The organism is Citrobacter amalonaticus, from assembly GCF_018323885.1.
In the GTDB taxonomy this organism is placed as follows: Bacteria; Pseudomonadota; Gammaproteobacteria; order Enterobacterales; family Enterobacteriaceae; genus Citrobacter_A; species Citrobacter_A amalonaticus.
Map to the genome: position 1 here is coordinate 2,190,688 of NZ_AP024585.1, position 22,009 is coordinate 2,212,696.

At 54.1% G+C, this 22,009-nt stretch carries 24 protein-coding genes; 7 read left to right on the top strand and 17 right to left on the bottom strand.

Annotation, left to right across the window (positions count from 1 at the left end; genetic code table 11):
• Entirely contained in the window at positions 1–210 is a 210-nt protein-coding gene (locus tag KI228_RS10295) for a DUF1656 domain-containing protein (RefSeq protein WP_043001939.1), read from the bottom strand.
• Positions 211–432: 222 nt separating this feature from the next.
• Here KI228_RS10295 and slyA point away from each other — a divergent pair, with 222 nt between their 5' ends.
• A complete protein-coding gene (gene slyA / locus KI228_RS10300) occupies positions 433–873 on the top strand; it encodes a transcriptional regulator SlyA (RefSeq protein WP_080343305.1) in 441 nt (146 codons plus the stop codon).
• A gap of 44 nt (positions 874–917) precedes the next feature.
• Here the strand turns inward: slyA and slyB are convergent, their stop codons facing one another.
• Positions 918–1,385 carry an outer membrane lipoprotein SlyB gene (gene slyB / locus KI228_RS10305; protein WP_043000799.1) on the bottom strand — a complete coding sequence of 156 codons (468 nt, stop codon included), beginning with the start codon at positions 1,383–1,385 and terminating at the stop codon, positions 918–920.
• Between the two features lie 271 nt (positions 1,386–1,656).
• Here slyB and anmK point away from each other — a divergent pair, with 271 nt between their 5' ends.
• From anmK to pdxY, 5 genes are all read left to right on the top strand, one after another.
• The gene (gene anmK / locus KI228_RS10310) at positions 1,657–2,778 is read left to right on the top strand and encodes an anhydro-N-acetylmuramic acid kinase (protein ID WP_061070163.1); all 1,122 of its coding nucleotides are present in this window, start codon (positions 1,657–1,659) and stop codon (positions 2,776–2,778) included.
• 92 nt (positions 2,779–2,870) lie between these two features.
• Positions 2,871–3,194 carry a C-type lysozyme inhibitor gene (gene mliC, locus KI228_RS10315; protein WP_043000797.1) on the top strand — a complete coding sequence of 108 codons (324 nt, stop codon included), beginning with the start codon at positions 2,871–2,873 and terminating at the stop codon, positions 3,192–3,194.
• A gap of 58 nt (positions 3,195–3,252) precedes the next feature.
• Complete coding sequence (pdxH, locus tag KI228_RS10320; RefSeq protein ID WP_043000796.1) at positions 3,253–3,909, top strand: pyridoxamine 5'-phosphate oxidase; 657 nt, start codon at positions 3,253–3,255, stop codon at positions 3,907–3,909.
• Positions 3,910–4,035: 126 nt separating this feature from the next.
• Complete coding sequence (gene tyrS / locus KI228_RS10325) at positions 4,036–5,310, top strand: tyrosine--tRNA ligase (RefSeq protein ID WP_043000795.1); 1,275 nt, start codon at positions 4,036–4,038, stop codon at positions 5,308–5,310.
• A 66-nt stretch (positions 5,311–5,376) separates the two neighbouring features.
• On the top strand, positions 5,377–6,237 hold the full coding sequence (gene pdxY, locus KI228_RS10330) for a pyridoxal kinase PdxY (RefSeq protein ID WP_043000794.1): 861 nt from the start codon (positions 5,377–5,379) through the stop codon (positions 6,235–6,237).
• 48 nt (positions 6,238–6,285) lie between these two features.
• On the opposite strand, the gene gstA is transcribed toward pdxY, so the two are convergent.
• The 12 genes from gstA to blr form a co-directional block, all read right to left on the bottom strand.
• A complete protein-coding gene (gstA, locus tag KI228_RS10335) occupies positions 6,286–6,891 on the bottom strand; it encodes a glutathione transferase GstA (protein WP_044254662.1) in 606 nt (201 codons plus the stop codon).
• Positions 6,892–6,996: 105 nt separating this feature from the next.
• Positions 6,997–8,502, bottom strand: a complete 1,506-nt coding sequence (gene dtpA / locus KI228_RS10340) for a dipeptide/tripeptide permease DtpA (RefSeq protein ID WP_043000792.1) — start codon at positions 8,500–8,502, stop codon at positions 6,997–6,999.
• A 607-nt stretch (positions 8,503–9,109) separates the two neighbouring features.
• Positions 9,110–9,745 (bottom strand): endonuclease III, encoded by a 636-nt coding sequence (nth, locus tag KI228_RS10345; RefSeq protein WP_043000791.1) that lies wholly within the window; start codon positions 9,743–9,745, stop codon positions 9,110–9,112.
• On the bottom strand, positions 9,742–10,440 hold the full coding sequence (locus KI228_RS10350; RefSeq protein ID WP_043000790.1) for an electron transport complex subunit E: 699 nt from the start codon (positions 10,438–10,440) through the stop codon (positions 9,742–9,744). The genes nth and KI228_RS10350 overlap by 4 nt, the downstream gene beginning before the upstream one ends.
• Before the next feature lie 3 nt (positions 10,441–10,443).
• Positions 10,444–11,064, bottom strand: coding sequence for an electron transport complex subunit RsxG (rsxG, locus tag KI228_RS10355; protein WP_044254656.1), 621 nt, complete (start codon positions 11,062–11,064; stop codon positions 10,444–10,446).
• 3 nt (positions 11,065–11,067) lie between these two features.
• Positions 11,068–12,126, bottom strand: a complete 1,059-nt coding sequence (gene rsxD, locus KI228_RS10360) for an electron transport complex subunit RsxD (RefSeq protein WP_043000788.1) — start codon at positions 12,124–12,126, stop codon at positions 11,068–11,070.
• A complete protein-coding gene (rsxC, locus tag KI228_RS10365) occupies positions 12,127–14,370 on the bottom strand; it encodes an electron transport complex subunit RsxC (RefSeq protein ID WP_061070161.1) in 2,244 nt (747 codons plus the stop codon).
• Positions 14,363–14,941 carry an electron transport complex subunit RsxB gene (rsxB, locus tag KI228_RS10370; protein ID WP_043000785.1) on the bottom strand — a complete coding sequence of 193 codons (579 nt, stop codon included), beginning with the start codon at positions 14,939–14,941 and terminating at the stop codon, positions 14,363–14,365. The genes rsxC and rsxB overlap by 8 nt, the downstream gene beginning before the upstream one ends.
• Positions 14,941–15,522: an electron transport complex subunit RsxA gene (gene rsxA / locus KI228_RS10375; protein ID WP_003029144.1), complete on the bottom strand. Its 582-nt coding sequence runs from the start codon at positions 15,520–15,522 to the stop codon at positions 14,941–14,943. The genes rsxB and rsxA overlap by 1 nt, the downstream gene beginning before the upstream one ends.
• Positions 15,523–15,598: 76 nt before the next feature.
• Entirely contained in the window at positions 15,599–16,039 is a 441-nt protein-coding gene (locus KI228_RS10380) for a DUF2569 domain-containing protein (protein ID WP_043000784.1), read from the bottom strand.
• Positions 16,040–16,117: 78 nt separating this feature from the next.
• Positions 16,118–16,333, bottom strand: a complete 216-nt coding sequence (gene ydgT, locus KI228_RS10385) for a transcription modulator YdgT (protein ID WP_043000783.1) — start codon at positions 16,331–16,333, stop codon at positions 16,118–16,120.
• Positions 16,334–16,616: 283 nt separating this feature from the next.
• Complete coding sequence (gene blr / locus KI228_RS10390) at positions 16,617–16,742, bottom strand: division septum protein Blr (protein WP_043001937.1); 126 nt, start codon at positions 16,740–16,742, stop codon at positions 16,617–16,619.
• Positions 16,743–16,982: 240 nt separating this feature from the next.
• Here blr and KI228_RS10395 point away from each other — a divergent pair, with 240 nt between their 5' ends.
• Positions 16,983–18,023 carry an oxidoreductase gene (locus KI228_RS10395; RefSeq protein WP_043000782.1) on the top strand — a complete coding sequence of 347 codons (1,041 nt, stop codon included), beginning with the start codon at positions 16,983–16,985 and terminating at the stop codon, positions 18,021–18,023.
• A gap of 40 nt (positions 18,024–18,063) precedes the next feature.
• On the opposite strand, the gene add is transcribed toward KI228_RS10395, so the two are convergent.
• From add to malX, 3 genes are all read right to left on the bottom strand, one after another.
• Positions 18,064–19,065 (bottom strand): adenosine deaminase, encoded by a 1,002-nt coding sequence (gene add, locus KI228_RS10400; protein WP_043000781.1) that lies wholly within the window; start codon positions 19,063–19,065, stop codon positions 18,064–18,066.
• 102 nt (positions 19,066–19,167) lie between these two features.
• A complete protein-coding gene (locus tag KI228_RS10405; RefSeq protein ID WP_061070160.1) occupies positions 19,168–20,340 on the bottom strand; it encodes a MalY/PatB family protein in 1,173 nt (390 codons plus the stop codon).
• Positions 20,341–20,350: 10 nt separating this feature from the next.
• Positions 20,351–21,943 (bottom strand): PTS maltose transporter subunit IICB, encoded by a 1,593-nt coding sequence (gene malX, locus KI228_RS10410; protein WP_141227514.1) that lies wholly within the window; start codon positions 21,941–21,943, stop codon positions 20,351–20,353.
• Between the last annotated feature and the right edge of the window lie 66 nt (positions 21,944–22,009).

Below are 22,009 nucleotides of genomic sequence, written 5' to 3' on the forward strand. Positions count from 1 at the left end.
TTACCATGCAACCAATAAAAGAAGACCCAAACAGACGCAGAGGGCAAAAATTGACAGATCCATCAATAAAGGATGCCAGATTTCACCCGAGTAAATCCGTTCGCGCAGCAGGCGATGGATGAAAAGCCAGAGGAGAAATCCCAGCGCAAAGGCCTTGAACAGCGGCGGGAAGTAAACAGATGCGCCAATCACTAAATCCTGTAAGGGCATCCCTGTTGTATTGTGTGCGGAGGTCACAAGCAATAGTCCTTTGCGTCAGGCTACGTTTATCCAGGTTTAGCAAAAACTGGTACGAAGCGTGCTTTTTTCGTGTAATGTCTGAAAAATATGTCTGTCGGTAACCAAATGCAGCAATACATTTGTTTTAGCAATACAATTGCTGCACACTATTCTAAAATCAGTATAATATCTTAGCAAGCTAATTATAAGGAGATGAAATTGGAATCGCCACTAGGTTCTGATCTGGCACGGTTGGTGCGCATTTGGCGTGCTTTGATAGACCACCGTCTTAAGCCTCTGGAATTGACGCAGACGCACTGGGTTACGCTGCATAATATTCATCAACTGCCACCGGATCAATCACAGATACAACTGGCAAAAGCGATTGGCATCGAACAGCCGTCACTGGTACGTACGCTGGATCAGCTCGAAGAGAAAGGGCTTATTTCGCGTCAAACCTGTGTCAGCGATCGCCGGGCCAAACGGATTAAACTGACAGAAAAGGCAGAGCCGCTGATTGCTGATATGGAAGCGGTTATCAACAAAACGCGTGGTGAAATTCTGGAAGGGATTTCTGCGCAGGAAATTGACCTGCTGATTAAACTGATCACCCGACTTGAACACAATATTATTGAGCTACAGTCGCACGATTAATGTCATGAAACGTGTGGTCAGGTCCTGACCACACGTTAATTCACTTAGCGCGGAGAAACGGTTACCTGACGACCGTTGCTGGCCAGTACGACACGCTGTCCGGCAGAGAAACGCGTATCACCTTGTTTCTGAACAACCATGATGGTGTTGCCATCATCCTTACGGATTTCCAGTTCAACACCCTGCGTTTTATTCATCGCACCCTGCACGCCTTGTCCGGCGACACCACCGGCGACAGCACCCGCCGCCGTTGCCAGAGAACGACCCGTACCACCACCCACAGTGTTACCCAGGAAGCCACCGAGCACAGCACCACCAATGGCGCCGATCACGTTATCATTATCACCAGCCTGAATTTTTACCGGACGCACGTTTACAATCGTCCCGTAGGTAACGTTCTGAACCTGCTTCGCTTCAGAAGCGGTATAGACATCGCCTGAAAGGCTATCCGTGTTGGCACAACCCACTAAAGATAAGCCAGCCAGTGAAACGATCAGTACACGTTTAATCATTTAAAAATCTCCTGTTCACCATGAAACGCTACCCAAGCATCCCTCATGGTCAAATTATATGGCATTTGCGCGTTTAAGGTCACATGTTCTGTCTGAATGATGCAGAAATCATAATAACAGGCAGCTTAACCAACTTTAAACGAACTATTCAGTGAATTTATTAAATCAACGCGGCGAGGGTGCTTTCGGGAAAAACGTGAATGAAGCGTAGCATTGACTGCGCGTTTATGATGGAGTGTTGGCAAAAAGTCATGCTTAAAAAGGAACATGTATGAAATCGGGCCGTTACATTGGCGTGATGTCAGGCACCAGCCTTGATGGTGTTGATGTCGTACTGGCGACGATAGATGACACGATGGTGGCCCAACAGGGGAGTCTCACCTGGCCGATGCCTGTTTCCCTTAAACAGGCGATTCTCGATATTTGCCAGGGGCAATCTCTGACGCTTTCCCAGTTGGGGCAGTTGGATGTTCGGTTGGGCAAACTGTTTGCCGAGGCGGTCAACGCGCTACTGGTGCAGGAAAAACTGCGTCCGCAAGACATTATCGCTATCGGTTGCCACGGGCAAACGGTGTGGCATGAACCCACCGGCGCGGCGCCGCATACGCTGCAGATCGGCGATAACAATCAAATTGTGGCGCATACCGGAATCACGGTAGTCGGCGATTTCCGTCGTCGTGATATCGCGCTGGGCGGACAGGGCGCGCCACTGGTACCTGCATTTCATCAGGCGCTGCTCGCGCATCCGACCGAGCGAAGAATGGTGCTCAATATTGGCGGCATTGCGAATCTGTCGCTGCTGATTCCAGGGCAGCCCGTGCGTGGATACGACACCGGACCCGGCAATATGCTGATGGATGCCTGGATCTGGCGGCAGTGCGGCAAACCCTATGATAAAGATGCGCAATGGGCCTGCGGTGGGACGGTGATTATTCCGTTGCTACAAACGATGCTCAGCGATCCCTGGTTCTCGCTACCGGCACCGAAAAGCACCGGGCGTGAATACTTCAACTACGGCTGGATTGAACGGCAACTGACGGCGTTCCCGGGGATTGCGCCGCGCGATGTTCAGGCGACGTTGACGGAGCTGACGGCGGTCACCATCTCTGAACAGGTGTTGCTGAGTGGGGGCTGTGAACGTCTGATGGTCTGCGGCGGCGGTAGTCGTAATCCTTTGTTAATGACCCGACTGGCAGGACTGCTGCCGGGAACGGAAGTGACGACCACCGATGAGGCCGGGATCAGCGGCGATGATATGGAAGCGTTGGCATTTGCCTGGCTGGCGTGGCGCACGCTGGCTGGTCTTCCGGGCAATTTGCCCTCGGTGACCGGTGCCTCTGAAGCAAGCATTCTGGGCGCGGTGTTTCCCGCCACCCCACGAACTCAGAGTTAACTGAATTTTTCTTTCGTCTTCTGCCGTTACACTGTGGAGATTAGGAGGGTGAATTCACCCTCCTGGACCAGGAAAGTCTACAGGATACGTCTATGAAAAAACTGCTACTCATCTGTTTTCCGCTTATGCTCTCTGGTTGTAGCGTCTACAACCAGTTTGTTGAACGTATGCAAACGGATACGCTGGAATACCAGTGTGATGAAAAACCGCTGACGGTAAAATTGAATAATACCCGTCAGGAGATGAATTTTGTTTATGACAACAAACTGCTTAATCTGAAGCAGGGTATTTCGGCGTCAGGCGCGCGTTATACCGACGGAATCTATGTGTTCTGGTCGAAAGGCGACGGAGCGACCGTCTACAAACGTGACCGTATCGTGCTGAATAACTGCCAGTTACAAAACCCGAAGCGTTGAGATTTCCAGCAGGGCGGCGCACAATAGCGCCACCCACTGACAATCCGTAGCGAACCCCATGTCTGATAACGACGAATTGCAGCAAATCGCGCATCTGCGCCGTGAATACACCAAAGGCGGTCTGCGCCGCCGCGATCTTCCCGCTGAGCCGTTAACGCTTTTCGAACGCTGGCTGGCTCAGGCATGTGACGCCAGACTGGCGGATCCCACCGCCATGGTTGTAGCGACCGTTGACGAAAATGGCCAACCGTATCAGCGTATTGTGTTGCTGAAACACTACGATGAAAGAGGGCTGGTGTTCTATACCAACCTCGGCAGCCGTAAAGCGCATCAAATCGAAAAAAATCCCCGCATCAGCCTGCTGTTTCCCTGGCATATGCTGGAACGTCAAGTGATGGTGACGGGTAAAGCCGAACGCTTATCGACCCTGGAAGTGGTGAAGTATTTCCACAGCCGTCCGCGTGACAGCCAGATTGGCGCCTGGGTCTCGAAACAGTCCAGCCGCATTTCCGCGCGCGGGATCCTCGAAAGTAAATTCCTCGAATTAAAACAGAAATTCCAGCAAGGCGAAGTGCCGCTGCCCAGTTTCTGGGGCGGATTCCGCGTCAGCATAGAACAGATGGAGTTCTGGCAGGGCGGTGAGCACCGACTGCATGACCGCTTTTTATACCAGCGTGAAAATGACGCATGGAAAATTGACCGTCTCGCACCATAAACCCGGAAAATTGTTGCGTTAAGCGCTAGCGCTGTGTGCGCCAGCGCTTTATTCTATAGAGCTTTCGCGTCTGGCGAAAAGTCGTGTACCGGCAAAGGTGCAGTCGTTTTATACATGGAGATTTTGATGGCAAGCAGTAACTTGATTAAACAATTGCAAGAGCGGGGGCTGGTTGCCCAGGTGACGGACGAGGAAGCGTTAGCAGAGCGACTGGCGCAAGGCCCGATCGCGCTCTATTGCGGCTTCGATCCTACCGCTGACAGCTTGCATTTGGGGCATCTGGTTCCCTTGTTATGCCTGAAACGCTTCCAGCAGGCAGGTCATAAACCTGTGGCGCTGGTCGGTGGCGCGACCGGTCTGATTGGCGACCCGAGCTTTAAAGCCGCCGAGCGTAAACTGAACACCGAAGACACCGTTCAGGAGTGGGTAGACAAAATCCGTAAACAGGTTGCTCCGTTCCTGGATTTCGACTGCGGCGACAACTCCGCTATCGCGGCGAATAACTATGACTGGTTCGGCAACATGAACGTGCTGACCTTCCTGCGCGATATCGGTAAGCATTTCTCTGTCAACCAGATGATCAACAAAGAAGCGGTGAAGCAGCGTCTGAACCGTGACGATCAAGGGATCTCCTTCACTGAGTTCTCCTACAACCTGTTACAGGGTTATGACTTTGCCTGTCTGAATAAACTGCATGGTGTGGCGCTGCAAATCGGTGGTTCCGATCAGTGGGGTAACATCACCTCCGGGATAGACCTGACGCGTCGTCTGCATCAGAATCAGGTCTTCGGTCTGACCGTTCCGCTGATCACCAAAGCGGACGGTACCAAGTTCGGCAAAACCGAAGGCGGCGCAGTATGGCTGGATCCGAAGAAAACCAGTCCGTACAAATTCTATCAGTTCTGGATCAACACGGCGGACGCCGACGTGTATCGCTTCCTGAAGTTCTTCACCTTCATGGACATTGAAGAGATCAATGCGCTGGAAGAAGAAGACAAGAACAGCGGTAAAGCGCCGCGTGCGCAGTACGTGCTGGCCGAGCAGGTCACGCGTCTGGTGCATGGCGAAGAGGGCCTTATCGCGGCGAAACGCATCACCGAGAGCCTGTTCAACGGTACGCTGAGCGATTTGAGTGAAGCGGACTTCGAACAACTGGCGCAGGACGGTGTGCCAATGGTCGAGATGGAAAAAGGCGCAGATCTGATGCAGGCGCTGGTGGATTCCGAACTGCAGCCGTCTCGTGGTCAGGCGCGTAAGACCATTGCGTCAAACGCGATCACCATTAACGGCGAGAAGCAGTCGGATCCGGAGTACACCTTCACCGAAGGCGATCGTCTGTACGGCCGCTACACGCTGCTGCGTCGCGGTAAGAAGAATTACTGTCTGGTGTGCTGGAAGTAATCGAAAGTTAGCAGGGGCGTGGGAAACCACGCCCCTTTATTTTTTCAGGGTTGTGGTAAGCAAAAAATGAAGAATATCCTCGCCATTCAGTCCCACGTTGTTTTTGGACATGCTGGCAATAGCGCCGCGGAGTTTCCGATGCGCCGCCTCGGTGCCAACGTCTGGCCCCTCAATACGGTTCAATTCTCTAATCACACGCAATACGGCAAATGGACTGGCTGCGTCATGCCGCCCTCGCATCTGACGGAGATTGTGCAGGGCATTGCCGATATCGATCAGCTGAAGCGCTGTGATGCGGTGCTGAGCGGTTATCTGGGTTCTGCCGAGCAGGGCGAGCATATTCTGGGGATTGTGCGTCAGGTGAAAGCGGCGAATCCGGCGGCGAAATATTTTTGTGACCCGGTGATGGGACATCCGGAAAAGGGGTGCATTGTCGCGCCTGGCGTCGCCGAATTTCATGTTCGCCACGCGTTACCTGCCAGCGACATCATCGCCCCGAATCTGATTGAGCTGGAAATTCTCTGTGAACACGCGGTGAACACCGTGGATGAAGCGGTTACCGCCGCCCGCGAGCTCATTGCGCAGGGGCCGGAAATTGTGCTGGTCAAACACCTGGCGCGTGCGGGTTACAGTCAGGATCGTTTTGAAATGCTGCTGGTTACTGCCGATGACGCCTGGCACATCAGTCGTCCGCTGGTGGATTTCGGTGTCCGTCAGCCGGTCGGCGTGGGCGATGTGACCAGTGGTTTACTGTTAGTGAAATTGCTGCAGGGGGCGACAATCCAGCAGGCGCTGGAACATGTGACGGCGGCGGTGTATGAGATTATGATTGCTACCAAAGCAATGCAGGAATATGAACTGCAGGTGGTGGCGGCGCAGGATCGTATCGCTCAACCAGACCACTACTTTAGCGCCACACAGCTTTGACTTGCCTGCCGGATGCGGCGTTGACCGCCGCCATCCGGCCTGATTCGCTTACTGTATTCCTTCCGCCTTCAGCGCTGCCGCAACGCCCGGACGCTCAGCCATTCGTTTCATATATGCCGCAATATTCTCTAACCCGTCCATATTGAGTTTTACCGCATACGCCCAGCGCAGTACGGTGAAAAGGTAGGCATCCGCGATAGTGAAACGCGAGCCACAAATCCATTGTCCCTCTTTGAGAGCGGCATCAACGTACTGCATTTTCTTCTCAAGAAGCGCGCGAACGGTCGGTTTATACTCTTCTGGAGTGTCAGGGCGAAACAGCGGCGTGAAGCCTTTATGCAGTTCAGTCGCAATGTAGTTAAGCCATTCCAGCGTCTTGTAGCGTGAAATGCTGCTTACGGGAGCCAGCAACTGGCGATCAGGAACGCTGTCGGCGAGATATTGCATTATCGCCACGCCTTCGGTCAGCAGCGTACCATCATCGAGCAGCAAAGCGGGAACCTGTCCTTTCGGGTTGACCGCGAAAAAATCATCGCCGTTTTCCAGACGCTTTTTCATCAAATCCACGCCATCCAGCGTGAAATCTTTCCCACTCTCGCGAAGGGTAATATGGGAGGCAAGAGAGCAGGCGCCTGGCTTGTAGAACAGTTTCATCGATAACTCCTTTCAACTGAGGTTTAACGTATCCTGGTTCGGGTTCAGGCAAAAAAAAAGCCGCTAACGCAACGTTAGCAGCTTCATTATGCGTTTCCCAGAAATTTACGCGGTAGCGGTTTTAGACGCTTTCTCGCGAGGTTCGTCGTCCTGAGTCATGCGGTTCAGTTTCGGCGCCGTCAGCAACATCAGAACAGCGATCACTGCGGTCGCCACGCCAATCTGCAGGAACACGCGACCATACACTTCCAGAGACATCAGCGGGTCTGTTACGTTTTCCGGAACCGCCATCATGCTGGCGACATAACCGCCAATGATGTTGGCGCCGGCAGTGGTGAGGAACCAGCTACCCATGATGAAGCCCATCAGACGCTGTGGAACCAGCTGTGCCACCATGGCCAGGCCCAGACCGGAAATCATCAGCTCACCGATACTTTGCAGGCCGTAGCAGATGATCAGCCAGTTAACGGAAACGATGCCCGCATCAGAGGCGAATTTGGCACCCAGCGGCAGGATCAGGAACGCGCCTGAACACAGCACCATACCAATGGCAAACTTCGTCGGCATCGGCAGAGTGTCGCCCATCTTGTTATAGATAGCCGCGAGGATAGGACTACCAATGATGATCCAGAACGGGTTCAGCGCCTGATACTGTTCAGGTTCGAACGCGATGCCAAGAATGGAGTGCTCAACGTTACGGATAGCGAAGAAGTTCAGCGATGTCGGCATCTGGCTGTACAGCACGAAGAAGATGATCGCTTCCAGCATCAGAATGAACGCCACGATCATTTTACGACGAGCCGCACCCTGCATAGAGAAGGCTTCTTTACCGAAGATAATCACGATACCAAGCGCGATCACACCCAGAACCATGCGGGCGATTTGCTGGTTATGCAGCAGCCAGGTGGCGATCGCGATGAGCGCGATAACACCGACGATGGTCAGCAGCAGGTTGCGGAAGTTAATCGGCTCAAAGTCAGGTTTAGAACCGTAGTTCTTCACCCAACGCTGGCAGAACGCGAAGTTCACCACGGTGATCAGCATACCGACAACGCTCAACGCGAACGCGGTGCTCCAGCCGTAATGCGCGGCAAGCCACGGCGTTGCCAGCATTGAGAAGAATGAACCGATATTGACGGACATGTAGTACATCGTAAATGCACCATCAAGACGCGGGTCATCTTTTGCATAGCAGGTTGAGAGCAGCGAGGACGGGTTAGCTTTAAACAGACCATTACCCACGGCAATGGCGGCCATCCCCATATAAACGATGCCAGCGTCGTGTCCGGACCATGCCACCAGGGCATAACCAATAGCCAGGACTACCGCACCAAGCATAATGACGCGCTTGGTACCCAGAATTTTATCGCCTAACCAGCCACCAATGGCGACCAGACCGTAAACCAGGGCGCTAAAAGACGAGAAAAGAGTGATTGAATCCGCTTCAGACATACCCAGTTGTTTAACCAGGTAAACGGCCATAATTCCTTGTAAGCCGTAATAACCGAAACGCTCCCAGAGCTCAATCGAGAAGATGAGATAGAACGCCTTCGGTTGTTTGAAAGCGTTAAGACTGACGCTTTCCGTTGGTTTCTTGTTTGCAGTAGACACTTTAGCCTCTTTTTTTACATCCCATATTAACGGGGGTGTTCTGTCACGTGATACCACTGGGTAGCCGTGAAATTGTTATAGTGGGAGGGGAAACGGCAAGTAATGTTCACTATCTTGCACTTTCAGACAAGTCTTTTGTAATAACCTGTTACATATATCTCATCTGGTGAATTCATCGGGGTAGATAAATGTTATCTAGCGTTAAATTTTTTTAATTGCGGAATGGCAGTTTTTTACGCTGTCAATTGGTCCTGAAAATCGCTGTATGGCGATATGTTCTGCTATATGCCGTTTAATGTAGTGATAAAGGCCAGCATCTAAAAAATAGCCAGTGTAATGTTTTGTGTATAAAAACTGACTCCTTGTCATCTGATTGTAGAATTAACCAAATTCAACAAAATAATTTACATAGGGTTATCACTATGATCGTGATCACAGTTGGATAGAAATTTTCGTTATTAAAAAAAGGATTAACCTGAATAGGCACTAATCACCAGGATTATTCATTTGTCTAAACCTGATGACGTGGAATCATTGACGGAATGAAGAGGAAGAAGTAGAGGATAACAAAAAGTTATGGCGGGGCGGATGGGGTTGCCCCGACGAGTCAGATATCGACCTTCTCTTTGTATTCACAAAGATCTTCGATGATGCAGGAGCCACAGCGCGGCTTGCGGGCAATACAGGTGTAACGACCGTGCAGGATCAGCCAGTGGTGGCAGTCGACCTTAAACTCTGCGGGCACCACTTTCAGCAATTTCTCTTCCACCTGCTCAACGTTCTTACCGGGCGCAAAGTGGGTACGGTTACAGACGCGAAAGATATGCGTGTCGACGGCGATGGTGGGCCAGCCGAAGGCGGTATTCAGCACGACGTTTGCCGTCTTGCGACCCACGCCCGGCAGGGCTTCAAGTGCCGCACGATCCTCAGGCACCTCGCCATGATGTTGCTCAAGCAGGATGCGGCAGGTCTTAATCACGTTTTCGGCTTTGCTGTTAAACAGGCCGATCGTTTTGATATAGGACTTCACGCCTTCAACGCCGAGTTCCAGCATGGCGGCGGGGGTATTGGCAACCGGGTAGAGTTTCGCCGTGGCCTTGTTCACGCTGACATCAGTCGCCTGGGCCGATAACAGCACGGCGATCAACAGTTCAAAGGGCGAGCTGAAATTCAGTTCGGTCGTCGGATGCGGATTATTCGCGCGTAATCGGGTTAAAATTTCTAACCGCTTTGCTTTATTCATGAGACATTCCCTGGTTCAGCGGAGGGCAACTCCGTTGCGACAGACGCACTGGCGCGACGTTTTTTCATCTTCTCATCAATGAGATATTTCACCGCCAGCATGAGTCCCAGGCCAATAAAGGCGCCGGGGGGCAGCATTGCCAGCAGGAAAGGAGAGTCGGTGTGGAAAATTTCCACGCGCAGTACCTTTGCCCAGCTACCGAGCAGCCCATCCGCACCGTCAAACAAGGTTCCGTTGCCGATAATCTCACGCAGAGAGCCCAGCACAAACATAGCGCCGGTTGCGCCCATCCCGATGGAAAACCCGTCGAGCGCAGAGAGCGCCGGACCCTTTTTGGCGGCGAAGGCTTCAGCACGTCCCACCACAATACAGTTGGTCACGATCAGCGGGATAAAAATCCCCAGCGACTGGTAGAGGCCAAAGGCATAGGCGTTGATCAGCATCTGTACCACACTGACGACCGACGCGATAATCATCACATAAATTGGGATACGAATTTCTGCCGGCGTCCAGCGACGTAATGTCGAGACCGCCAGATTAGTCAGGGTCAATACCAGCGTGGTGGCAAGACCCAGTCCCAACGCATTGGTCGCCGTAGAGGTTACCGCCAGCAGAGGGCACAGTCCCAACAGTTGTACCAGTGCCGAGTTGTTTTTCCACAATCCCTGAACGATGACGTCTTTAATTTCGCTCATGATTTATTCTCCGCAGGCCGGAAGTTGAGGAAGTTGTGCCGGCAGCGTCCGGGCATACAGTCCGGCACGCTTGACGGCATTGACCACCGCACGTGGCGTAATCGTCGCCCCGGTAAACTGGTCAAAATCCCCGCCGTCTTTTTTCACGGCCCAGTGGCTGTCGTTATCACTCTGGATTTTTTTTCCGCTGAAACCGGTGATCCAGTCAGACAGACGCCGTTCTATTTTATCGCCCAGACCCGGCGTTTCATGGTGTTCCGTCACGCGAGTGCCTAAAATCGTACCGCTGAAATCGGCGCCGACCAACAACTGGATGGCACCGGAATAACCATCCGGTGCCGTCGCCTCAAGTACCGCCGCCACGGGAGTCCCGTCCTGCTCAGCGATATAAACGCGATGCTCGCCTTTGCCCAGCTCAGGGGCGCTGACCACGACGCAGCGATCCTGCAAACGGTTATTATAGCGATCGGCAGGCAAGACCTGATCAAACAGCGCCTTTTGCTGAATGGCTGCCTGTTCATCAATGGTGGTTTTGGTCAACTGGTTGATGGCGGCGGTGAGTCCGGTCGAGCCAGCGGCAAACAGCGCCAGGGTGATGCCATGTTTACGAATCGTTTTCAGCATGGATTATCCTTTGCGGTGTCCGTACACGCGCGGGCGCGTGTAGTAGTCAATCAGCGGCACCGTAATATTGGCTAACAGTACGGCAAAGGCCACGCCATCCGGATAGCCGCCGAAGCTACGGATTAACCACACCAGCAGGCCCGCCAGTGCGCCAAACACCAGACGACCGCGATTGGTCGTCGAGGCCGTCACCGGGTCCGTCAGAATGAAGAATGCGCCAAGCATCGTTGCCCCACTGAGCAGATGAATTTGCGGGGAAGCCAGCGACTCGGGGGCAAACAGCCAGCCCAGCGTCGCACAGACGCCCAATGAGAGCAGGAAGCTTACCGGAATATGCCAGCGAATAGCTTTTTGCTGTAGCAGAAAAACACCGCCAGCCAGCCAGGCCAGGTTGACCCACTGCCAGCCCGCACCGGCAAACATACCGTTGTAAATGGGGTACTGCATGATCTGCTCAACAGAATGACCTGCATGCAGAGAGGTTTTGAACGTATCCAGCGGCGTGGCCTGGCTTACCCCGTCAATCCCCATACGCAACGTATTCATATCACCGCCGCTGGCGGTATGCCCGGTAAAGATGACCTGCAGCGCATCGACCAGTCCCGGCGCGCTGGCGGCAATATCCTGCGGGGGCAACCAACTGGTCATCTGCACCGGGAAGGAGATTAGCAGCACCACATAACCAATCATCGCCGGGTTGAACGGGTTTTGTCCCAGACCACCATACAATTGCTTGGCAATGATCACCGCGAATACCGTACCGAGGATCACCATCCACCAGGGGGCGAGGGGAGGAATACTGACGGCCAGCAGCAGACCGGTCAGCAGCGCGGAGTTATCTTTTAAAATCGCCACTACCGGCTGTTTACGCAATCTGAGTACGGCGGCCTCCGCCAGCAGCGCACTGGCGCAGGCGAGTACGATCTGGAACAGCGTCCCCCAGCCGAAAAACCACCATTGCACGGCGATGCCTGGCACCGCAGCCAGTAAGACCAGCAGCATAATGCGCGAGGTTTGACGCTGATTATGCGTGTAGGGAGAACTTGCGATTCTGAATACCATTTATTCCTCGTTAACAACCTGCTGCTGAGCGTCTTTTTTAGCTTTTGCGTGCGCTATTGCAGCGGCGATGGCCGCCTTGCGTGGGTCGACCGGTTCCAGGGAAGGGGCAACTGGTTCGTCGCTGGCCAACTGCGCCTGTTTGCGTGCCTTCGCACGGGCAATAGCGGCCTCGACGGCGGCTTTGCGCGGATCCACCGGTTCAGCCGGTGCGGCAGGTTCGTCGCTGGCCAACTGCGCCTGTTTGCGTGCCTTCGCACGGGCAATAGCGGCCTCGACGGCGGCTTTGCGCGGATCCACCGGTTCAGCCGGTGCGGCAGGTTCGTCGCTGGCCTGCTGTTCCTGTTTACGCGCCTTCGCACGGGCAATTGCGGCCTCGACGGCGGCTTTGCGCGGATCCACCGGTTCAGCCGGTGCGGCAGGTTCGCTGCTGGCCTGCTGAGCCTGTTTGCGCGCCTTCGCACGGGCGATAGCGGCCTCAACGGCGGCTTTGCGCGGATCCACCGGTTCAGCCGGTGCAGCAAGTTCGCCGCTGGTCTGCTGTTCCTGCTTGCGCGCCTTCGCACGGGCGATAGCGGCCTCGACGGCGGCTTTGCGCGGATCGGCATCCACTGCGGTGACGTTCCCGGCCTGTTTTGCTCGTGCCAGCGCTTTGCGCGCTTCGCGAGCGGCTATCACCGCACTATTGTCCGGTTTTTCACCGGCTTTGATCATCACCGGTTGAGTCGCTTGCGCCTGTTTCTCTTTGACGCGAGCCAGGGCGGCGGCAATGGCATCCTGATCTTTTGCCGCAGGCTGCACGGCGGCTTTCTTGTGACGTTCCAGACGCGCCGCTTTCTCTCGCTCCAGGCGAGCCTGACGCGCTTCAAAGCGCGCTTTAGCCTCTGCCGCGCGTTTCTCTTCCTGGCTTATTGCGTAAAGCTCGGCTTTCTCCTGACGGAAATATTGCACCAACGGAATATTGCTCGGGCAAACCCAGGCACAGGCACCGCATTCAATGCAGTCGGCAATGTTATGCGCCGTGGCTTTGTCATGCTGTTGCCCTTTACTGAACCAGTAAAGCTGCTGGGGCAGAAGATCTGCCGGGCAGGCGTCGGCGCAGGCGCTACAGCGAATGCAGCCTTTCTCTTCCTGTGGTTCACCCATCTCTGTCGCTGACGGCGCCAGCAAACAGTTGGTGATCTTTACGACCGGCACATCGAGCCACGGTAGGGTGAAGCCCATCAGCGGGCCGCCCATAATCACCATCTGATCGGCAGAAGGGCAGAAACCGGCATCATTTAACAGATGTTTCACTGGTGTACCCAGCCTCGCCCAGACGTTGCCTGGACGACTGACCGCTTCACCGGTGAGGGTCACAACCCGTTCAGTAATCGGTTCTCCATCGACGATCGCGCGTTTTACCGCATACGCCGTACCGACGTTTTGCATCAGTACGCCGATGTCGGAAGAACGACCGCCGTGCGGAACCTGCTTCCCGGTCAGGATTTGGGTCAGCTGTTTTGCGCCGCCCGACGGATATTTCGTCGGGATGACACGCAGTGAGATATCCCGCGCGTCGGCCAGCACCGCACGAAGCATTGAGATGGCCTGCGGTTTGTTATCTTCGATACCGATGAGGACTTCACGAGGTTGCAGAATATGCGCCAGGATACGGATACCCTCGACAACCTGCGCCGCACAATCCTGCATCAGCCGATCGTCGGCAGTGATATAGGGTTCACATTCCGCCGCGTTGATGATCAGCGTTTCAATTTTGTCGCCGCCACCCTTTAATTTATAGCCGGTTGGAAAGCCGGCACCGCCCAGTCCAGCGACGCCGAACTGGTGAATACGTTCGATTAGGGCTTCGCGGCTCTGCGAACGGTAATCCTGCCAACCTTCGCGTTCAATCCAGCGGTCTTCGCCGTCGGCGTCGATGATCACGCTAAGTTCAGCTAATGCCGAAGGATGCGCCGTTGAGTGGGGCGCAATGGCGACCACCGTCCCGGAAGTGGGCGCATGAACCGGGAGCATTCTTCCCCATCCACGGGTCAGCGCTTGTCCGCGCAATACGTGTTGCCCTTCGGCGACGCACAGTTCACCTTCGGCACCGATATGTTGTTTGAGCGGCATAACAAAGCGCTGCGCGAGGGGAACCTGACGCAGCGGCGTGCCGTTTGACTGGGTTTTCATTTCCGGCGGATGGATACCGCCGTTGAAATCCCAGATCTTATCTTTTCTGAAAGCAGAGAATAACTTAAGCATGTTGTTCCACGGGGATATTACGCACGGGGATCGTGTTTAAATCCCACTTCCAGCTGTCAGGTGTTTCGGCGACCGGACGCAGTTCAATGCAGTGAGTCGGGCAGGGATCCACGCACAGATTGCAGCCCGTGCACAAATCACTCATCACCGTGTGCATGGCACGCGTTGCGCCAATAATGGCGTCCACCGGGCAGGCCTGAATACACTTGGTGCAGCCGATACAGTTGGCTTCATCAATCATCGCCAGCATGCGGACCGGCGCCACATCCTGTTCATCGCCATCAATCGGCTGGGGATCCACGTTCAGCAGTTCAGCGATTTTTAACATCACCGCTTCGCCGCCAGGCGCACAGCGGTTAATTTTTTCACCCTGACTGCCAATCGCTTCCGCATAGGGGCGACAGCCGGGATAGCCGCATTGCCCACACTGGCTCTGCGGCAGAATCTCATCGATTTTTTCCACGACAGGATCATCCTCCACCGCGTAACGACGGGAGGCGTAACCCAGGATAGCGCCGAACACCAGGCCCAGCAGGCTCACGGCGGCAACGGCAATCCAGATAGCATTCATTACAACTTCACCAAACCACTAAAGCCCATAAAGGCCAGAGACATTAACCCGGCGGTAATCAGCGCAATGGCGTTACCGCGAAACGGTGCCGGTACATCTGCAACGGCGAGACGCTCGCGAATCGCCGCAAACAGCACCATCACCAGCGAGAAGCCGACGGCGGCGGAAAAACCGTACAGCGCCGACTGTAAAAAGTTATGGCCGAGATTGATATTCAGCAGCGCGACACCGAGAACCGCGCAGTTGGTGGTGATCAGCGGTAAGAAAATCCCCAGCAGGCGATAGAGCGCCGGGCTGGTTTTGCGCACCACCATTTCAGTAAATTGCACCACGACCGCGATAACCAGAATAAAGGCCAGCGTGCGCAGATAAATGAGATTGAGCGGGATCAGGATCCAGGTGTCAATCAGCCAGGCGCAGATTGAGGCCAGCGTCATCACAAACGTGGTCGCAAGCCCCATCCCCATCGCGGTTTCCAGCTTTTTGGAAACGCCCATAAAAGGACAAAGCCCCAGAAACTTAACCAGTACAAAGTTATTGACCAGTACAGTTCCGACAAACAGCAGCAGGTAATCAGTCATTTTTCGGCCTGAAATAAAAAAGCCGCCTATTATCTGACAATCTACAGCAGGCGACAACAGGTTAACTGTAAGGTTATTACGGGTTCACAAAGGTCGTTTTCACACGCGAGGAACGCTTGAAATAGGGCACTAACAGTGCTGCCGCCAGCAACGGGAAGAGTAACTGACGCACAGCTAAGGCGTCGGGCACCGGTGAAAAGGCAAAAGCCTTGACCGCCAGTAAGACGGAGACCAGCAGCCAGATAATATAGTGCTTCGGCACACTGCGTCTGCGCTTAAAGAACGCAATCGTCAACCACAGGGTGTAATACCACATGGCAATCGCGGTAAGAAAAGAGACGCCCCACAACAGCAGGTTGCCGGTACTTTGCTCCGCCAGCATCGCTAACGTTTTGGGCGAGGCGAGCGCCGTAGCATACAGGAACAAGGCCAGCGACGCACTCAGCAAGGCGACTAAAAGCCAGGCCAGCGGGCCCAGTAACCAACCGCCAATGCGCTGTGCCGGTGTTGTGGTCATAAAATCTCCGGAATTGCCAGACGTACCGTTCTTTTTGGGGCAATTATTATAAAGCTTTTACCGGCAAGCGCTACTTTCTTATTGCACGTAGTGCCAGACGGATTTCGGTACCTGACCAACATCAAAAAGGCGACCGCCGGAGACCAGTTCTGCGCGGCGATGATCGGCCGCGCGATACATATTGATAATGTCATGATCGTCGGTCAGGGTGTAGTGCAGGTGGTCAAACAGCTTTTCCAGGCTTTCGAGCGAGCTAATTTTGCGAAATTTTAATAAATAATCCTGAACAGTCATAAACAGGGATCCCTATATATAAAAATAAAGCCACGAGTGGTGAAGGTAAAATAAACCTGTCCCGGTGAAAGGAACCGGCAGGTAAAGGCCGAAAAAGTATTTTCTTAAATGGTGTTTGCAGTGCCAGACGACACCAGAGCGAAGGGTAACGCGCTTCGCCATCACTGGCAATAAGCGCCGGCATGGGAGGCCGCACAATTCGCTTTTTCAGATAATTTTTCGGCTTTTTCTGCAAATAATTCGGGAAAACCGACTTTCCAGGCGACATACGCCGCCTGGTGCGCTATTTCTGCTGAACAGCGGCAGTCGGTTCGGGAGGCTGATAATTATCGATATGATTGGCAACGCCAAGGAGGACCACGGACACCGCAAGAACCACCCAACCTGTTAATTCAATAAGACGATTGATGACTGACGACATTTGCTTGATTTATCCTTAAATACCGGCAGCAGATGTTACTTAGCAATAATTATCCCGGCAAGTGTTTCGGGAACGATTTCAGCGACTTTATACCGACAAACTGCCCGAAAGTGACATTTATTTGACTTAAGTTAAATAACGACCTTTATAGCCTCAGGGTTATTAAACTATTGTGAGTGGTTCATGGATAGTGTGAAATAGTCACAGACTGAAACGAGAGGCATATATATGAGTGACAACATCCGTGTAGGACTGATTGGCTACGGATACGCCAGTAAAACGTTCCATGCCCCCCTGATTGATGGCACGCCGGGACTGGAACTGGCCGTCGTTTCCAGTAGCGATGCAGCGAAAGTGAAGGCGGACTGGCCTTCCGTGGCCGTTGTCTCTGAGCCGAAGCATCTGTTTAACGACCCTAATATTGATCTGATCGTCATACCCACACCAAACGATACCCATTTCCCGCTGGCCAAAGCGGCGCTGGAAGCGGGTAAACATGTGGTGGTTGATAAACCTTTCACCGTGACACTGTCACAAGCGCGCGAACTGGATGCGCTGGCACGCAGTCTGGGACGGGTGCTCTCTGTTTTCCACAACCGTCGTTGGGACAGTGACTTTTTGACCCTGAAAGCGATGCTGGCGGAAGGCGTTTTGGGTGAGGTCGCCTATTTTGAATCGCATTTCGACCGCTTTCGTCCGCAGGTACGGGATCGCTGGCGTGAGCAAGGGGGACCGGGAAGCGGTATCTGGTACGATCTGGCACCGCATCTGCTTGATCAGGCGATCAATCTGTTCGGTCTGCCTGTCAGCATGACGGTAGATTTGGCCCAGTTGCGCCCGGGGGCACAGTCAACGGACTACTTCCATGCCACGCTTTCCTACCCGCAGCGTCGGGTGATCTTACACGGTACGATGCTGGCGGCAGCGGAATCGGCGCGTTACATCGTGCATGGTTCGCGCGGCAGCTATGTGAAGTACGGTCTGGATCCGCAGGAAGAGCGTCTGAAAAATGGCGAGCGCCTGCCGCAAGAAGACTGGGGCTACGATATGCGTGATGGCATCGTCACACGCGTTGAAGGCGAAACACGGGTGGAAGAGACCTGGCTGACCGTGCCGGGGAATTATCCGGCGTACTATGCCGGGATCCGCGATGCGTTGAATGGTCACGGAGAGAACCCGGTACCGGCGAGCCAGGCTATCCAGATTATGGAACTGATTGAGCTGGGAATTGAGTCGGCGAAACATCGTTCGACGTTATGTCTTGCCTGATGTCTGAAAGGCCCGATGAATCACGTCGGGCCTCTTTTCGTTATGCCGCCGCCACTTTTTCTCGCAGCGCCTGTTTTTCCGCCGCGTTCAGGAAGGCGATTTCCAGTCCGTTAATCTGTGCCTGACGAATCTGCTCACGGCTCAGTCCTGCTGCCGGTGCCGCAACGGTATATTCGTGAATGATATCCACTCCCTGAACCGCCGGATCGTCAGTATTCAGGCTGGCGAGGACGCCATGCTCGAGGAACGTTTTCAGCGGATGCGCGGACAATGATGCCACGGTGCTGGTCTGAATATTCGACGTCAGACAGGATTCGATGCCAATCCGTTGTTCCGCGAGGAAATCCATCAGCGCCGGATCCTCAACCGCTTTCACGCCGTGGCCGATGCGTTCCGCACCCAGTTCGCGAATGGCCTGCCAGATGCTTTCCGGACCGGCAGCTTCTCCGGCGTGCACCGTAATGTGCCAGCCTGCGTCACGCGCGCGGTTGAAATGGGACAGGAACAGGCTGCCGGGGAAGCCCAGTTCATCACCGGCAAGGTCAAGCGCGGTGATCCGATCGCGGTGCGCCAGCAGTGCTTCCAGCTCCTGTAGACACGCGGCCTCGCCGAAGGTCCGGCTCATGATGCCTATCAGTTGCGCCTGCACGCCAAAGGTTTTACAGCCTTCATGTACGCCAGCTATGACCGCTTCCACCACGCCAGCAACCGGCAACTGATGTGTCATTGCCATGTAGCCCGGAGAAAAACGCAGTTCTACATAGTGCAGGCCATTGCGCGCGGCGTCTTCGATATTTTCAAACGCGACGCGGCGACAGGCGTCGAGGGACGCTAAGACTTTCACGCCCCAGTCCAGTTTCGACAGAAAGCTAACCAGATCCGGTTCAGTGGCCGTGACCTGTACATGAGGGATCAGCGTTTCAAGGGTTTGCGCGGGGAGGGGCAAATTGAACTGGCGGCCAAGATCCAGAATGGTTTGTGCCCGGATGTTACCATCAAGGTGGCGATGAATGTCAGTTAACGGCAGGGAATTATCAATCATGGTCGCACTCATTATTCGTATATAAAAGTGCGAGCTATTATAAAAACAAAAGCAGGAGAAAAGCTATGTTGCGCAATGATTAATTCCATTGCGCAACCGGGGTCAGCGTACCGATCGGATCGCGTTAATTAATCCGTTCACGCCTTTTTCGAGTTTTGAACGTGGACAACCGGCATTCAGTCGTACAAAACTGCGTCCTTCATCACCGTAAGTAAAGCCGGGCATGATGGCGATTTTTTCCTGCTGAATCAGCGCATTCTGCAATGCATTATCATCAACGTTTAATACCCGCAGATCGATCCACGCGAGATAGGTCGACTGCGGCACCGGCCAGTTAAGTTCAGGAAAAGCGTCGTTCAGCGTATCTGCAATGTAGTGTAGATTGTCCCGGAGATACGCCCGTAGCGCGTCCAGCCACGGCTCACCCTGTTCATAGGCCGCGATATGAGCAGTCAGTGCCAGCACGGCGGGAGAGGACAGACCGTCGCGACCTTTCAACGCGTTGAGATACGTATCACGACTGTCAGCGTCTTCAATCATCCCGTAAGCGCCGGTTAACGCCGGAATATTGAAGCTTTTGGAGCCAGAGGTAAACAGCGCCCAATTGTCACGCGCCACATTGCTCCAGGGGATGTGCGGCTGTTCGCCCCAGACCATATCCATATGAATTTCATCAGATATGACCCGCACGCCGTGACGCTGGCAGCGTTCCGCCATCGCTTCCAGTTCCTCGCGCGTCCAGACTTTACCGGTCGGGTTATGCGGACTGCACAGCAGCAAAATTTTACTTTCCGGACGCGCCAGCGCCGCATCCAGTTTCTCTATATCGCAATGCCAGTGGCCATTGCGCTGTTCCAGTGCCACCGGAACAACATGGCGCTGATTGCCTTCGATAGCCTTATAGAATGCGTCATAGGCTGGGGTATGGAGCACCACGCCGTCACCGACAGAAGACCACTGGCGGATGAGCTGTGACACCATATAGATCACGGAAGGGCCATACACCAGCGATCCGGTATCGATACGCGTATTGTGGCGCCGGGCAAACCAGTGGGCAATCGCGCCGAGAAACGCCTCATTCTTCCAGCGACTGTAGCCCAGCACACCGTGAGCGAGGCGCTGATTCAGCGCCTCCAGGATGCAGGGAGCCGTCGCGAAATCCATATCAGAGATAGTAAACGGCAGCAGGTCGGCAGTGCCGAAGCGATCGGCTACGTAATCCCATTGCGTGCACCATGTACCGTGACGGTCAACAACCTGTGAAAAATCAAACATGTGCGTGTCCTTATGCCTGAACGGTGTTCATCAGACCGGCCATTTCATCTTTAACCGACTGGACCTGCGGGCCAATCACCACCTGCAGGTTATGTTGATTCAACTGCACGACACCAATGGCACGATTGTCCTTCAGCGCCTGCACATCAACCTGCGACATATCCTTAACAGAAAGACGCAGTCGGGTAATGCAGTTATCCAGAGTAACGATGTTATCCGCACCGCCCAGCGCAGCCAGAATAGCAGGTACGTTATAACCTGATTTTCCCGGCGTACCGGCAACGGCTTTTTCGATCGAGCTGGCAATCTCACTGTCACGACCCGGTGTTTTGAGGTTAAAGCGAGTGATAGCGAAGCGGAAGATAGCATAGTACACCACGAACCAGACTGCCGCGACGACCGGTACCAGATACCATTTGGTGGACAGTCCGTGGAGGATCCCAAACACCACAAAGTCAATGATATTGCCGTCAGTATTACCGATAGTCACACCCAGAACCGACATCATGGTAAAGCCCAGACCGGTCAGCAATGCGTGAATGACATACAGCACCGGAGCGACAAACAGGAACAGGAATTCCAGTGGTTCCGTGGTGCCGCCAACGACGCAGGCAATCAGACCCGAGATCAGCAGCCCTTTGATCTTGTGACGATTCTCAGGACGCGCGCAGTGGTACATCGCTAACGCCGCACCTGGCAAGCCGCCGAGAAATGCCGGCATTTTACCCTGTGACAGGAAGCGGGTGGCGCTTTCTGAGAAGCCCTGCGTGGTCGGGCAACTCAGTTGCGCCTGGAAAATGGTCAGCGCGCCGCTCACCGTATGACCGCACACTTCCTGGGTGCCCCCGGCGTCGGTAAAACGAATTAACGCCACCAGAATGTGATGCAAACCAAACGGCAACAGCAGGCGTTCGCCCGTACCAAACAGCATCGGACCAAAGTCGCCCGCACTGTTAATCATATGACCCAGACCGCTGATCCCCATCGCGAAAACCGGCCACACCAACGGGATCACCAGACCAACCAGTCCCATCACCACTGAGGAGACGATTGGGACAAAGCGGGTGCCGCCGAAGAAGGCCAGCGCATCCGGCAAACGAATGTAATGAAAACGCTCGTGCAGCATCCACACGATAATACCGGCGATTACCGCACCGAGGATCCCGGTGTCAATTGACTGAATACCGAGGATATTCTGGATGTTGTTGGCTTTCAGGACCGCCGCATCGGTGGTCGGCAGAATACCCTTTGCTGTCAGCCAGAAGTTGACGGCGAGGTTCATTACCGCGTAACCGACAAAACCGGCAAACGCCGCCACGCCTTTGTTTTCGCGCGCCAGCCCAAGCGGGATCGCAATACAGAACATCACCGGCAGGAAACTGAAGGCAAAGGAGCCAACTTTGCTCATCCAGGTAAAGATGGCCTGTAGCACCGGATTACCCAGTGCCGGAAGCAGGGTGATCACATCGTGGCTGCTTAGCGAACTGCCAATCCCCAGCATAATCCCGCAAAACGAAAGCAGCGCCACGGGCAGCATAAACGTTTTCCCTAACTGCTGGAAAAATTCCCACAGCGTAATTTTTGGTGTTGTTTTCGCCGTCATCTAACGACTCCTTGTGCAAATCCATCGGTAATGAGAAAATTTGATCAAGAAGATAAAACGTTTTAT